General features: G+C 39.8%; 12 protein-coding genes. All 12 read right to left on the reverse strand.

Annotated features, from left to right (window positions below; translation table 11 throughout):
• Positions 1–50 precede the first annotated feature (50 nt).
• The 12 genes from V8Q34_RS13440 to V8Q34_RS13495 all read right to left on the reverse strand — a co-directional run bounded on the left by V8Q34_RS13440 (position 51) and on the right by V8Q34_RS13495 (position 15,487).
• Positions 51–1,349, reverse strand: coding sequence for a hypothetical protein (locus V8Q34_RS13440; RefSeq protein ID WP_335835662.1), 1,299 nt, complete (start codon positions 1,347–1,349; stop codon positions 51–53).
• On the reverse strand, positions 1,315–2,502 hold the full coding sequence (locus V8Q34_RS13445; protein ID WP_335835663.1) for a DUF1972 domain-containing protein: 1,188 nt from the start codon (positions 2,500–2,502) through the stop codon (positions 1,315–1,317). Before V8Q34_RS13445 ends, V8Q34_RS13440 begins: the two co-directional genes overlap by 35 nt.
• Positions 2,503–2,535: 33 nt before the next feature.
• Entirely contained in the window at positions 2,536–3,432 is an 897-nt protein-coding gene (locus V8Q34_RS13450; RefSeq protein WP_335835664.1) for an NAD-dependent epimerase/dehydratase family protein, read from the reverse strand.
• A gap of 12 nt (positions 3,433–3,444) precedes the next feature.
• Positions 3,445–4,122 carry a sugar transferase gene (locus V8Q34_RS13455; RefSeq protein ID WP_335835665.1) on the reverse strand — a complete coding sequence of 226 codons (678 nt, stop codon included), beginning with the start codon at positions 4,120–4,122 and terminating at the stop codon, positions 3,445–3,447.
• Positions 4,119–5,006, reverse strand: a complete 888-nt coding sequence (locus tag V8Q34_RS13460; RefSeq protein ID WP_335835666.1) for a UDP-3-O-(3-hydroxymyristoyl)glucosamine N-acyltransferase — start codon at positions 5,004–5,006, stop codon at positions 4,119–4,121. The genes V8Q34_RS13455 and V8Q34_RS13460 overlap by 4 nt, the downstream gene beginning before the upstream one ends.
• 3 nt (positions 5,007–5,009) lie before the next feature.
• On the reverse strand, positions 5,010–6,263 hold the full coding sequence (locus V8Q34_RS13465) for an acetyl-CoA acetyltransferase (protein ID WP_335835667.1): 1,254 nt from the start codon (positions 6,261–6,263) through the stop codon (positions 5,010–5,012).
• 9 nt (positions 6,264–6,272) lie between these two features.
• Complete coding sequence (locus V8Q34_RS13470) at positions 6,273–7,574, reverse strand: 3-hydroxyacyl-CoA dehydrogenase family protein (protein WP_335835668.1); 1,302 nt, start codon at positions 7,572–7,574, stop codon at positions 6,273–6,275.
• Positions 7,575–7,605: 31 nt separating this feature from the next.
• Complete coding sequence (locus V8Q34_RS13475) at positions 7,606–8,277, reverse strand: PIG-L deacetylase family protein (protein WP_335835669.1); 672 nt, start codon at positions 8,275–8,277, stop codon at positions 7,606–7,608.
• Between the two features lie 22 nt (positions 8,278–8,299).
• Positions 8,300–8,812 (reverse strand): PglD-related sugar-binding protein, encoded by a 513-nt coding sequence (locus V8Q34_RS13480; protein ID WP_335835670.1) that lies wholly within the window; start codon positions 8,810–8,812, stop codon positions 8,300–8,302.
• A gap of 1,748 nt (positions 8,813–10,560) precedes the next feature.
• Positions 10,561–12,564: a polysaccharide biosynthesis protein gene (locus V8Q34_RS13485; protein WP_442893849.1), complete on the reverse strand. Its 2,004-nt coding sequence runs from the start codon at positions 12,562–12,564 to the stop codon at positions 10,561–10,563.
• Between the two features lie 464 nt (positions 12,565–13,028).
• Positions 13,029–14,231, reverse strand: a complete 1,203-nt coding sequence (locus V8Q34_RS13490; protein ID WP_335835672.1) for a transposase — start codon at positions 14,229–14,231, stop codon at positions 13,029–13,031.
• Between the two features lie 119 nt (positions 14,232–14,350).
• The gene (locus V8Q34_RS13495; protein WP_335835673.1) at positions 14,351–15,487 is read right to left on the reverse strand and encodes a tyrosine-type recombinase/integrase; all 1,137 of its coding nucleotides are present in this window, start codon (positions 15,485–15,487) and stop codon (positions 14,351–14,353) included.
• Positions 15,488–15,584 lie beyond the last annotated feature (97 nt).

Consider the following 15,584-nt stretch of genomic DNA (forward strand, 5'->3'; position numbering starts at 1 on the left):
ATTACCATCCTTTCCTCTCATTATATGGCAGTAGTTATTTTAGATTCTCTTCAATGTCTGTCGTCTTTTCCATTCAAAAACAAAATAGTCATCAAAAAGACATAAATTAAATTCAAATAAATAAAACTAGATAATAAAACTAAAAACACCGATATTGTTAAAACTTTTTGGTAGGTACTACTAAATAATCTTTTTCTTTTAAAAAACGGAACAATATATAAGCATATACCTATTAATCCAGTAGAATTCAAAATGTAAGTAAAGCTACTCATATACTCTAAATATTTGGTATCCATTATATGAATACTATTCTGTTCTAGAAAAGTTCCTATGTTGCCAACACCAACACCTGCTACTTTATTAATAACCGGCAATTGATTGAAAATCATAAAACCTCTTAAAATACGCATTTTCCCTGATGAATATGATGCGTCAGTAAATATCTCTGATACGCGACTGATAACGGAACCTTCATTCAGTGCTGTAGCATAAACATATACTGAAACACCGATTACAAACAGTGGTACAAACAATATCTTTACAGAGATTTTAAACCGTTCATTCAAGATAAAATAGATTCCCCAAACTACCATTAGTAAAATATATGCAGTTCCTGACTTTGCCAAAAATAAAATAATTGAAGAAAAAATTGCTATTTTGTAATCTTCTCTTTCAAAAGCAAATAATGCCATTACAATTACAGGTACAAAATATGCAACCAAACTGGCTGGTTCAAGAAATATAGATTCCATTCTATTCATATTAACACGCTGCAAAGCAAGAACAATGGGAGAGGTCTCAGCATAGTTAAGTTTTAAAAATGGCAAATATAATGTTATATGTCTTCCAGTAATGTAATAGAAAACAAATTGAAACAAAAACACCATTCCAAGAATATATACTATTTTTTTATATATATTCCAAAAAAATTGAATATTAAAATGCCTTTTGAAAATAATTGTAAAACTTAATATATACACCAAATCTCTAAATAATCTAATCGCACTTGCTGCATATGAATAGTTTGTGTAAAATACTAACGACAATACTGTTGTTATGACTGCAAAACAATAAAAAGCAAGAAAAGGGGCTTCTTTAGGAATAGTAATTCTGGTATCTTTAATCAACGTGGTCATAATTATTCCTAATAATACAATCTCTCCTATACTTAAAACCCCAAAAGAAGGCATACAGTATATATCCAGTATAGGCAACATTGCAAATAGAATTATTACACACTTATCATACTTACTAATTTTGTTTTGGTAATAGATTCCTGTATTTATCATTAATACTTTCCTTTCACGATTTAGTTCAAATAATTTGATGGAATATTCTATTATACCCATCAACTATTTTCTTCCATGAATATTTCTCAGACATTCTATTCTTTGCTCTATTTCCTATATCCCATATTTTTTTTTCACTCATCATATCCACTTCTTCAATTAATTTCTTTAAAGAATCCTCATCTTTAAAATATACTGCTGCATCTCCACCCACATATCTATTAAATGACACATCATTAAGTAGGTTTACATTAGTTTCAGCCATTGCTTCAAGTAGTCCTGGATTTGTCCCTCCTACAGAATGCCCATGAATATATCCTCTTGCATACTGTCGAACATAGTGAAGTATTTCCTTATCATACAAAGTCCCCGCCATAATTACTCGATCATCATCAGGATAATGAGTACTATCTAAAATATGCTGATGAAACTTTTGGATTTCTGTTTTATAATTTGTAATAATCAAAAGCTTCTTATTTGTCTTAGACTTCATAAAGCCTTTAATCATCATTTCATAATTATTTTCTGGTATATATCTTCCAAGTACTAGATAATACTCATCCTTTTCGATTCCCCACTTATTGAAAAAATCTTTACCTTTTTCAGGCATTGGTTCTGCTACAGCGGGCACTAGGTCAACTCCGTAGGCAACATAATCAAGTATTGGTTTTTTTCCAATTAATAATTTTTCATATACTTCTTGAATTCCTTCATTATCACACGCAAGTAAATCCATTGACTTTGCCATCATAATCGCCGAAACGAATGCGTATACCTGAACCAGCTTATTCCACTTTGTTCTTTTCCACTCTACTCCAGCAGGATTTTCCATGAGCTTTATGCCCAGATTCTTGATTTTTTTCTTTTTAAGCCAAACATACGGTCCTACTCTCAGACCCAAATAGAAAAATATTGGATTCTCTATTTTTCTTTCCTGAACGTATTGAATCGCATAATCTGTGCAATTTTTATCATACTTCATCATTGCACTACTGCCGGTAGATGGTTCGCATACTCTTATGCAAGTAATAAACTCATTATATTCAATAATCTCCTCTGCTTCCTTTTTGTCTACCTTCTCAAAAGCATAGAAATGAACACCATCATCTTCCCAATTATCTAAAAGACCATGCGCAAAAGTCTCCCAACCACCATAGTTTTGTGTATATCCTCGAAGACCGATAATAAAAACATTCTTATTAGCTATAGCCATTATTTGCTCCTAACCGAACCGCACCATGTTCACTTACATCAATTTTTCAACCAATAAGCTATCTGATTCTTTCTCAATTTCCTTAATAGAATCCGTATAACTCACTATACGATAGTTCTCTTTGTACTCACTCAGTTTCATATCATACGCAAAGCTTCCAAATGCTTTATCTACAGCTGGTAAAAACTTTGCCGCAATTCTAAATATCCATCCAAATCCACTCATCAATAACATGTTCTTCTTGTTTACAACTGCTATATCTTTTATAATCTGTGCAGTACAAGTGTACTCAGCATTCTGTGGCCAGAATGTACCCGTTTCTTCATTCTCTATCAGTAATCGTACAAATTCAGCTAAATTCTTGTTATAGAGCATGCTTCTGGTGTTCTTAATATTAGGAAAAATTGGAAATTTTCTTGCAAAGGAAGAAAGGTTATTGTAATGGCTCTTCATTCCAAGCCCATACAAAGCTGGGGCACGAATAATCGCAACTTTGAAGCATTCGTCTTCAAGCTTCTTAATCCCCTCTTCAGCTTGCAGCTTACTCATTCCATAAAAATTAGCCGGATTGGGTTTTGTATCTTTTGTAATAATAAATTGCTCACCAATATGAGAGCTGTCACCATAGACAATACCACTACTCATAAAGATGAATTGATTGACTCCGCTTTTTTTGGCTTTCTTTGCAGTTTCAATTGTAAGGTCACGGTTAACTTTGTAGAAAAGAGATTCCATAGAAGGATCTAGTGTCACATGTGCAATTCCAGCAACATGATAAACAGTATCATACTTTGAGAAATCGAATGACTTCCAAGCATCATCTCGCATATCTAAACTGTCTACTGAATACTTTTCGGGCCACTTAATCAGCCATTTTTCTATACACATTCCAACGCAACTACCTGCGCCTGTTATCAATACTCTTTTCATTGTCAATCCTCTTTATTTTTTATCGTCTTCCATTATCTCTGCTGCAATTCTCCCATCTGTGGTCTGATTCTCAACATCCTTCTGAGAGAATACCAAAGCTATAGTTTTGAAGAATATTTTCGCATCCAATGCAAAACTTATATTATTCACGTAGTATATTTCCTGATTGTATTTCTCCTGGATGGTCTGATTATTTCTGCCATGGATTGCTGTCCAACTTGTAATACCTGGAAGTACTTCAAATCGGATAAGCTGTTCCTCGTTATATGTACCAAGGTCATTAATCAAGAACGGTCTAGGACCGATAAAACTCATTTCACCCTTTAAGATGTTGATAAGCTGTGGAAGCTCATCGATACTAGTTTTTCTGACAAAATTTCCTGATTTTGTCATTCTCTCTGTATCACTTAAAGCACGACCATTTTTATCCCTAACTTCCGTTCTCATCGAACGCAGTTTATAGATATGAAATATCTTCTGATGATAGCCAGGTCTTGATTGTTTATAGATTACAGGACCTTTAGACTCAAGCTTAATCCAAATAGCCGAAAATCCCATTAGAATTGCAGAAGGAATCAAAAGTAGGATTGCACAAAAGCAGTCCAAAAATCGTTTTACCTTTATATAGCTCTTCTGCTTTGCCGTAAACTTATGTGTACTCTTATATTCAGAATAATTTATCTCACTCATTTTGCAGGATTCCCCTTTACAATCGCTCCATCAGGAACATTCTTAACCACAACAGAACCCATACCAACCAGAGACTTATTTCCTACATGATGACCTTCACGGATAGTAGAATTTCCAGAAATATAGGCCCTCTCTCCGGTGCTTGAACTACCAAACATAATCGTCTCGCCAACGATAAAAGAATGTGCACCTATCTGAACGTTATGAGAAATAAAACAACTACTATCTACCTTGCTGTCAGTGTGAACTACTGTGTCATCAATTGCACCTCTAGCTATGACTGTATTAGCACCTATCTGCACCTTATCTTCAAGTATAACTCCTCCGAATTGAGGAATTGTTGCTGAAGAGCCATCTGCTTTTCTCATTGTGGTAAGACCATCTGCACCAACAACAGTGTTCGCACGAATTACAACGTTATCACCCAAAATAACTCTTCCAAGCAGTTTTACACCCGTATCAATATAGCAATTCTTACCAGTTACAACTTCATCACCAATGTATGCTCCTGGGAAGATTACAGTCCCCTCACCAATCTGCGCGTCTTTTGCGATGTATGCTCCATTAATGACCTCATACTCACAAGGCTTTGGCAAATATGTAATATCGTTATCAACAAAAAACATGGCATACGCCTGTCTTGGATTTTCTACAAATACAAATACATGCTTTTTAGCTAGCTCAGCAGGAATCTCTTCGCCCTCTGGCCAGAAAACCAAACAGTTATTAACATTATTCAAACTTACTGCTTCAGACAGATGTTCTTTTGTACAGAACATAACCGAATTATTTGCGGGTTTGTTCAGAGAAGCTGCTCTAGTAAGAACATAATCTCTATCTGAATCGTATTTATTTATATTTACACTAAAGAACCTCTTTTCCATTGTTTATTCCTTTCCAACGATAAAAACATAGTTTGTTGTAGCCGAACCGCCGATATTTAACATCAATGCATTCTTAACCTCACCATTTTTAACCTGGTACTTACCAGCTTTACCAGCTACCTGTTTATAGATATCAAGGAACATTCTTGCGCCGGAAGCACCAACTGGATGACCACATCCAATCAAACCACCAGATGGATTTATAGGCTTCGCACCGTCAAAGGCGATCGTTCCATCCTCTACTGCGTTCCACTCCTCTCCTGGTTCAGTAATACCAAACGCAGATATTGCTGCATATTCAGATGATGTAAAGCAGTCATGAGTTTCAAAAACATCAATATCATCGATAGTCAATCCGCTTCTTCTATAAGCATCAAGAACTGCCTGTCTTGTCCACGGAAGAATGTACTTATTGTCCTTACTCTCTTCCATCTTCTTATCAAAACGCATCGGAGCCACTCTATGACCGTACCCCTTAACAACCGGAGCCTTTTCAATGTTTCTCTCATCAATAAATTCCTTTGAGCAGAGAATTACTACTGCTGCACCGTCTGTAACCTGTGAACAGTCAGAAGTAGCCAGTCTTCCACCAACAAGCATATTCGTTGCTGTTCCACGCATATTTGCTTGCTCATAACTCATAAACCATTTACGAGTCTGGGCCATTGAATTGCGCTTCGCATTGGAATAATTAATGTTTGAAATCTGGGCCAGTGCGCTCATATATCTATTTTCATCCAAATTATATTTCTTTATTGTTTCATCTGCAAGTTGGCCAAATAGTTTTGGAAATGGGAAATCAATGCCTTTTCCTTCTTTCTCATAATAAGCAGCACGACCGAGAATATCTCCCCCCGCCTTACTATCAACAGTCTTCATCAACTCCCAGCCAATAACAACTGCAACATCATAATCACCATTCTGAATCTTTGTTATTGCTGCATCAAGAGCGACAGAACTGGAAGCACAAGCTGCCTCGTAACGTGCACAAGGCACTCCATAAAATGCAGGACTTACTTCAGTAATAAACGCCCCAAGATGTCCTTGACTGATATACTGTTCAGCAATGAAGTTTCCTACATAACAAGCCACTCTGTTATCCTTGTTAAGAGAAATAATATCTTCATATGAAAGACCTGCATCGTTCAGACCATCTGTGAGTGCCTCTTTCAGAATACCAACAACATTCTTTCCTTCTTTTGTCCAGTTACGTTCAAAATCGGTCTGGGCACCACCGAGAATATATACGTTGTTCATTCCTACACCTCACTTCTTAGCTTTGAAATAGATTCTGAAATCATACTTGGAAGGTTCAATCAATGACAATAAATAATCAATATCTACACCACCAAGCTCAAGTCTCTCTTTTACTAGTTCCTTAAAATCTGTCACCTCTAAAATTGCATCAACAACAGCCATAGGCGGGCACCAGTTAAATCCAGCTGCCATTACATCATCTGCGTCATGAACACTGAATCCAACTTCTTCTGAAGCCGCTATTGAATAAATAACATATTTAAGTAAGAAGTGCAGACACATCTCAGCTTCCTGAGAATGATTATCAATCAATGCCTGAAATGCAGATCTGTAGCTTCCTTTTCTCAGCTTACGTATCATTGTTTCAGCAAACGGAAACACATATTTATTTGCTTCTCTATAAGAATCAGACGCAATATCATACACATACATCTGCTTTACACCACTATCAAATTTTTTCAGATAATACAAACCGCCACCAGATTTTCTACCAAGCTTTCCTTTCTCAACTAACTTATTGATGTAACCGGGACAGATAAACGAATTATGTGAAAAGTCATTAGTGTTGGCATATATGTTATCAACTATAGCCTTATGAACATCCAAACCTACGAAGTCAGCTGTAGTGATAGGTGCCATTGTTCTACCCGTGTATGCCCCCAAAATAGCATCCACATAATCAATACCACCATTATCTTTATACTTTTCTGCATACTGGAGAGCTTCATTGATAAACTGAAAACCAATTCTGTTACCCAAGAAAGCAGGGCTGTCTTTAACTACTACTACAGTACGAAGAAGTTTATCTGAAAGATATTCCTTAAGATCGGTGAAAAGACCCATATCGCTGTATTTCGTTGGAATCAGTTCGCATAAAGTCATAGCATATGGCGGATTAAACATATGTACGCCAAAGAAATGACTTCTCAAATTATCAGGGAAACATTCTGCTAATGTAGTAATCGAGAGTCCCGATGAACCAGAACAGGCAATAGCATGAGACGACATCACTTTTCCAATTTTCTGCATCAACTCCACTTTTGCTCCAAGTTCTTCTTTGATATGCTCAACGATAATATCCGATTTTGCTACGCATTCATCTAGCATAGCATAATCTGCTGGAATCAAGCGTGATGCAATGCTATCTGCCCTTACAGATGAAACCGACTTTGCTACTGTTGCTTTTGCCTTATTAATATCTCTGCAAACAAGATAAACTGTGCAACCACCGAAGGCTGCATAGATTGCAGCTACATTACATCCCATCGTTCCGTTTGCACCAACAATAGTAACTGTCTTTATTTCTCTCACAAGTATTTCCTCCATATAATTATCTGTTTTTTTATTCTCTCTTAAACGCACATTCAAAAGCTTCCGCATAGTTACATCCAGCCTGCACCCCTCGATACGCTGCTAACCCTTCAAGTGCTTCATTACTCCTTGGATGGGGATATGGTCTCATAACTCCTTTATAAGCAGATAGAGCCTTAATCTTTATCTCAACGCCTTCCTTACCGATCTCCACAAAATAGTTTGGAGAAAATCTGTTAGCCGAAGTATCAAAAGACCATTCAGTGCTCGAAGGTACTTCCATGTAAAGGAGTTCCTTTAATGCCGGAAGATTATCTCGTCTCTGAAATAATCGACATGCAGCTTGAGCTGCGTAGGAAGTCTGAACATGGTCATTGTTTGTATCAGAAGGATGATGAGTAAAGATTGCTTCTGCCTTCCAATCCTCAATACACGACTCAATAAACTGAACCAACTGAAGATGAGGTACCGTGTTCATCTGAATGTTTGGAAAATCAGCATGGTATGCCTTTTCCACACCAACAATAGAAAAGGCCTTTTTTTCGTCCTCCAATAAAGTAGATGACAAGTCTTTTCTAGCCGCGGCCTGACTTACCATAATTGCTACTGCAACGTTGTGTCCTTCTTCAACCAATTTATGTATTGTTGCGCCTGCACCCAAAACCTCATCATCTGGATGTGCAACTACCACTAAATAATTCATGTCCATTCTCCCTTATTATTTCTTAAAAGAAACTCTCGTCTCCAACAGCCTTTTGTGGCCTCCTATATTCCGTACAACTATGTACTTTATAGCCATCCGGCACATAATTCTCACATGCCACGACAGCATTGCAGTCGAGCTGAGCAAACTCACCTACAACAGAATTATGATTAACAATTGCTCCTGCACAAATGAAAGAACCTCTTTTCACTTCCGCATTAGTGCTAACTACTGCTCTTACTTCAATCACACACCCGGCACCAACTGCGGCACTTTGACTCACCACTGCTTTTGGGTGAATCAAAGTGATTGGTTTTTTCAATCTTTCAAATATTTTTTCTCTGATTTCCGGATTTCCGATAGCAACAATCGATCCATCATATCCACCTTCAATTTCTTCAATTTCATTTATCTTCCCGATTGCTTCTGGAGAGTTATCATCCAGAAAATCAATCTTTTTATAGCCAATCATTTCAGCTATTTCTTTTACTAGCCGACCATAACCTCCAGCTCCTATAATCAATAAAGATCTCACTTAACCACCCTCCGTATGAGACTAATGTGCTATTCTTTTCTATGTGAATACCATTCTTATGACAATTATGCTTTTACATTTTTTTATTACTTTGTTTTGCGGTAACTATTCAGGAAGCTCTATTCGAAAATAAAACCAGGGCATCTTGAACTCGCGTTTTTGATTGCGTCATATCCCTGCTTATGAGCAGTTCCAACATATGACATGATTTTCAGATAATCTCTAGCACCGTCTTTGCTGCAAAAGCAGACGTACACCTTGGTCTTGACTTTTATCATCCAAATATCACGTTCCGCCTGATTATTATCGAATAATACCATAAATTTGTGGATAAATATGCCTATGGATGCCTTTTATTATCAAGGCTTTCTACCAAAGCAAGGATCTTTCCTTTTTTCTTCCGGCCACTCTTTTTCTCTGTGGTGACCGGAAGAGGATTCTCTTCCCAGGTTTGTTTGATAAGTTCCTTGTATCGCTTATCAGACATATGATAGTGATATAGTTGAGAGTCTCTTTCCTGCCTCAGCACCTTTCTCTTTGACCTTCTTCATTTCTAACAGAAGGTCTATAAATACAAATGCCTATTTCTGTTTGGGATGGATCTCTATAACACTAGTCAATTCCCGTAATAAGTGGGCACAGCAGATGGTATGCTGACAGTCCTCGTAGTTCCAATACAAAGCCCAACAGTCATGCATTTTTATATGAAGGAACTATCACTTCGTTCCCAGCCTCGATTCCAAATAATCTAAGGATGTTGATGCAGAATTAGCTCCCATTGGAAGTCAGGCTCAAATTGATCTTGACTTAAACAACAACGACCTGCGTCCGCGCCGCTTCAAGATAAAAATCGCCAGCACCATTCTTCACAAGCCCGATGCCTACAGATATAAGGAGTACTCCACCACCAGTAGATCACATCACATTCTTTTATTGACCAGTCACATCGAGTAATCATTTTCATCCGAGCTGCCACAGTACAACTGTGGTAGCTCTTTTTTTATTTTATAAATCATCCTTCTCAGGAGATCTGATTAACATGCCAGTGCATTGATATGCTCATCAAGTCTTCTGAAAATAGCATCCAACCAGTGCTTCATAAATTGACACAGTTATCTGATTTCTTCTATTATTTTCATCGGTAATTCTCCCTTACATAAAGATAGCCCCCCGGAATCTCTGAGCATTTAATTAATGAGGTATTTCGTTCTAGCAGCCGCTGGTTCTAACTTATTAATTGGAGGTGTATTTCATTCAAACCTGTTAACATTGGTGGAGATTCCGAGAGCCTATAAATTTCTTATTTTTAGAACCATTGTTCCTTTTATATACTTGCTTATTAAAAAACGATAATATGCCTATCTAATAATAATATTTTCAAAAGAATTCTCTAAATTTTAACAACAATAAGCTTGCCTGGTTAAATTCCTCTACAGAAACAGGCTTAGCCGATTATCTCCTTATTCTATTTTTGCTCTGTAAATTGGGTTAATAGAACGGCAGCAAAAGGTCACGTATATCGACTAAGACTAGCAGTCCTCCCCATTTTAAACAAAAAATTATAAAGATGAGACTCGACTAAGCCACCAAACCCTTGTGGATACTGGTTTTTCTCTGATTGTCCCTATTATATAATTATCGATAGACTTTTTGATTAAAGCTTTCAAACGCGTTGCCGTCGAAATCCAACAGCATAATACATAATTTTACACATTAGTCAAATAAAATTACGCTAATTTAAGCAAAACTCATTGTGAAATAGTCCTATCCTGTTTGTAAGTTGGCACTACACCTTGCACCATATCACAAATGTCCTCCCGATTAGAGTAACTAGCAATAGCTAATTCCTCTAAATCTCCTAAAAATTTCCCAGAGTCAAACGGAATCGGACTCCCAATATGTATCAACTTATTCGGCGTAGTCTTCATTCCTTCCTCCGCCATCAACTTCTCTTCATAAAGCTTCTCCCCAGGCCTCAACCCAGTATACACAACCGATATGTCCACATCCGGCTTATACCCCGACAACTTAATCAAGTTCCTTGCCAACGTATCAATCTTCACCGGTGCTCCCATATCCAGCACAAAAATCTCTCCACCCTTCGCATACGTTCCCGCCTGCAGCACGAGACTTACCGCTTCAGGTATCGTCATAAAGTACCGAATAATATCCGGATGCGTAACCGTAACCGGCCCGCCAGCCTCAATCTGTTTCTTAAAAAGCGGAATCACAGACCCATTACTTCCTAAAACATTACCAAATCGAACCGCCACAAAATCTGTAGGCTTCCTCTGACCGTCTTCATGTTCCCCAAATTGTTCTCTGGTAGCAGCAACCATATCATAATCTGCACCTTCATCATGCCCATTCAAATCCGGCAAAACAATCGGCTTCCCTTGTTTACTCAGCCTGTCCATAGTCTGAATCACCATTTCACACAGCCTCTTGCTCGCCCCCATAATATTCGTAGGATTAACCGCCTTATCTGTACTGATCAGCACAAACTTCTCACACCCACTCTGCAGTGCTGCGCTGGCAGTCTTATACGTTCCCAGAACATTATTCTTTATCGCCTCACAAGGACTTGTCTCCATCAAAGGCACATGCTTATGTGCCGCCGCATGATAAACCACATCCGGCCTATACTCCGCGAACACACTGTTAATCCTTCTGCTATCCCTCACCGACCCAATCAAAACAACCAAATCAAGTTTCGGATATTTCCTCCTCAACTCCTGTTCAATGTCATAAGCATTATTCTCATAAATATCAAATATAATCAGCCGTTTCGGACCATGCGCTGCAATCTGCCGACACAACTCACTGCCAATAGATCCACCTCCACCGGTAACAAGAATCGTCTTATTCCTTAACGCATTGAAGATTTCCTCCATGTTTACCTTAATCGGATCTCTCCCCAGCAAATCCTCCACAGCCACACTCTTCATTTTACTGATCGACACTTCCCCATTCACCAACTGGTAAATCCCCGGAAGTATCTTCATTTCACACCCAGTCTCCTTACAGATATTGAGAATATCTCTTTTCTCCTCAGCCGAAGCACTGGGAATCGCCAGTAAAATCTGGTCAATCTTATATTTTTCCGCACTCAGCAGAATATCATCCCTGCCTCCAACTATCGGAATACCTTCTATGTAACGCCCCATCTTATTCGGGTTGTCATCAATAATACAGCAAACCTTTGCCTTCACTTCACTGGCCCGGTTCAAATCTCTGATTATAATCTGTCCTGCGGCTCCCGCACCAATCAGCATCACCCGATGCAGCACGGCATCCTCTTCACTCTGTTTATTCCGACTGCGCTCCAGCAGAATAAACCGATAAGAAAACCTAACAGCAACCGAAAACACAAACTGCAGCATTATTCCAAACAAATAATAGGAAACGGGCATTCTCTTCACAAACAAAGTAATCCCAACAATCTGCACCAACCCGGTAATCACATTCGCCGCCCCAATCCGGAACAGCTCACTAAAACTTGCAAACCGCCAAACGCTCTTATACAACCTAAGCGCCCAATACACTCCAATACAAACCACCGTATACCAAGGTGCAAACTTCAAAAACGCCCCCAGATAAACATCCGGAATCATAGAGTATCTGCAGTCAAACCGAACCCACAGAGCCAGCATAAACGCCGCGTTCACAGCCACAACATCATACAGCATCAGCCAAAGCGCAATCGCCTGCCAATGTTCCATGAATTTTCTTTTCTTACCGGCCTTCCGCATCAGCTCTTCCTGAATCTTATCCCTCTCATCATTGGCCTCTGCTGCCTTCCATTTTCTCTCCTCGTCACCGGTCATACCAGAGCGGTTTCCCCTGCTCTCGTCATCTCCCGCATCCTTACCGCCTCGAATAAACGCTTCCTGCTCTTTATCCTCTCTCTTTCTGTCTCCGGAGTTGATCTTCGCCAAAGCAAACACCATCACAAACAGAAACAGTACCAGCAGAAGCAGCAGCACAATGATTATCTGCCACATAATATCTCCCCTCGTATTTTCTATTTCTTTTATTTCTGTTATTCTTTTTATTATTACTTTGAATATTCTCTGCCCCCAAAGAGCAATTCTTCGCCGACACCAAAAGGAGCCGACCGGCGATATTCAACCGGAAACCATGCGTCACTGGCGCACGGCCTCTTGCCGGTTTCCCGGCATCTATATAAGAGTGAATATTCACACTTATTTCCAAATCATTTTCGCTTTCGCTCGAAATCTTTCTGGCATTTCACCCCAAGATTTCTGGCGCTGTTCAGGAAACGGCTTCCCTGATGTCCATTTTCGCATTCGAACATGGCTCCGTTCTTCCTGATTTTTCCTCCGCAGACAAAACATCTGCTGCTTGTCCCTTCCGCACTGAGCTCCAGAACCACAATCCCGGCACTCCATGCCTTGTATTTCAGAAACTCTCTTATCCGGCTTCCCAAATACAGCGGCGAATACATCCCGGAACGATACTGCACCATCTTTGAAAATTCCTTGTCATAAGACGGAATCACAATGACCCTTGCCTCTTCCCTCACACAGAAATCCACGATTTCCCTGCTCACCTGGTGCGCATAGTGATCAGAAAGATTTTTTAACCGCAAATAATATTTGTGGTTGGGCTGCGTCACATTATCTTTGTCCGTATAAACTCTGGACTTCTCAATCTTCTCCAGAAGGACTTTGCATTTGCTCCTGTAAGCATCCCCGCCTCTGCAGGAATACACTGCTTTCTGTTTCCCATCTGCATCCAACACACAGCACATGGCAAAAATGTCTGTGTTCGTAAACTGAACACTGCATACATTCTCCCGGTCCTTCATCCGCTCTTTCGCGTTCCTGGCATCCTCTGTCTGCTGTTTGACGGGCACGTGAAGCCAGAACTCCTTCTCCTTAAAAACAACCGTCGGAGAGAGCATCAGAGCTTCTTCCGGAATCGACTGCCCTTTTAACCTGCAGTCCATCCAATTCCACCTGTTTCCGTCCCATACCTTCAGGGAAATCCTGTTTTCCTTAAAATCCTTATACATCCCCTTAAAGTAGGTAACAGACGCATCAATGGTATCCGGTATGGTGTAGACCAGATCATCGCCGGAGTTTTTATACTTTTCCGTATAACTCTTCAAACTGGCAGATGCCTTGTTAATCGCCGAGCGCCTGAAATAGACAGGAACCCTGCCAAAAGGCAGCGGCCGCTCAGGTATTCTTCCGTCTCTTCCCACAATCGTCAGGCGCTCTAATGCGCCCTGCATCTGAAGAACGTTCAGTTCCCAGATTTCCTCATGCTCCAGAAGCAGGCGGAAATAAAAATCCAGGACCTGTCTGTAGTATTTCTCAGTCTCTGTCAGCCACTCCGGATGAGAACAGCGAAGTTTGTATTTTATTGTCTTAATGCTGTATCCTGTTTTCATTCGTTTATTCCAATAAATGGGACATATTTTTTTAGAAATGCGACATAAGAGGGAAAAGACAGGTCAGAAGGCGCATTTCGCGGCTTCTGACCACTTTGATGACCATGAATGAGTTGGTTTCATAGATTTGTGAGCTGGTTCATATATCTGCGCTTGGTGTCGGGCTGGATGTGGACGTATAAGTCCAGCGTTGTCTTTACGGAAGTGTGGCCCAGGATTTCGGAGAGGGACTTTGTGTCAAAACCCTGTTCGATCCAGCGGCATGAGAACTGGTGGCGCAACGCGTGAATCTTGATGTGGGGAATCTCACATTTTTTCAGCAGGGCTGCGTATCGTCGTTGTATGGTTCTTGGCTCCATGCATTTTTCCGTGCCTGTCAGGATAAAAAATCTGCCGTCTTTTTTCAGAGGAGCTGCCAGTTCCAGAAGCCTGTCGGGAAGAGGGATTACGCGGATGGAGGTTGCTGTTTTTGGTGTGCCGATGTTTAAATGGGTGCGGGAACATTCTTTTTTTCCGTCGGTCATGAGCATGTTCAGGTTTTTGACGCGTGTCACTGTGCGGCGGATATGGAGCCTGCACCGGGTGAAGTCAATGTCTTCCCATTTGAGCCCGCTCAGTTCTCCGACCCGGATGCCGGTATACATACACAGCAGGATGCCGAAGGAAAAGGAGTCCATATCACTCTGCAGGCAGGCATCCAGTTTTTTGTAATCCTCACTGCTCATGATCTGTATATCGCTGCTGCTTGAGGGAATACGGGGGAACTTAAGAGGTTCAGCCGGGAAAAAGCTGAACTCCTGGGCATACCGGAGGATATTTTTGAGCACACTTATGATAACATGGATACTGCCGTATGCCATGCCCTGCTCCAATTCCCTCTGTACAAAGCCTGATATGGTGTGGTTTGTGATCTTTCTGACCTGCATATTGCCCAGAATAGGGAGAATATGGTTGTCCAGGATTTCTTCGTAGTTTGAATATGTGCTCTCCTTTACGGTATAGCGGATATGTGCTTTCCACTGTATACTTACTGTACGGATCCGGTCATCCTGGGGTGGGGCGGAGGACCGGCTGGTGTACATAGGCAAATTAGGAGTCTCAGATATGATCTTGGCTTTCTTGTCTTTTACTTCCGTGTAGGATTTGCCGTACAGATATCCGTAATGGATCTTGCCGTCTATGTCACGCCCTTTTATATATCGGGCTTCCCAGCGGCCGTCTTTTCGTTTTCTGATATTTTCGCCTCTTCTTGGCATATTGACCTCCTTAAAATTAAGAATTTCTTAAATGAATTCAGACCATTTTTTTGACCACTAATGATTATCTATTAATAATGAAAAAATACCGTGGTTT

Origin of the sequence: Blautia sp. JLR.GB0024 (assembly GCF_037000545.1) — a bacterium.
In the GTDB taxonomy this organism is placed as follows: Bacteria; Bacillota; Clostridia; order Lachnospirales; family Lachnospiraceae; genus Blautia; species Blautia celeris.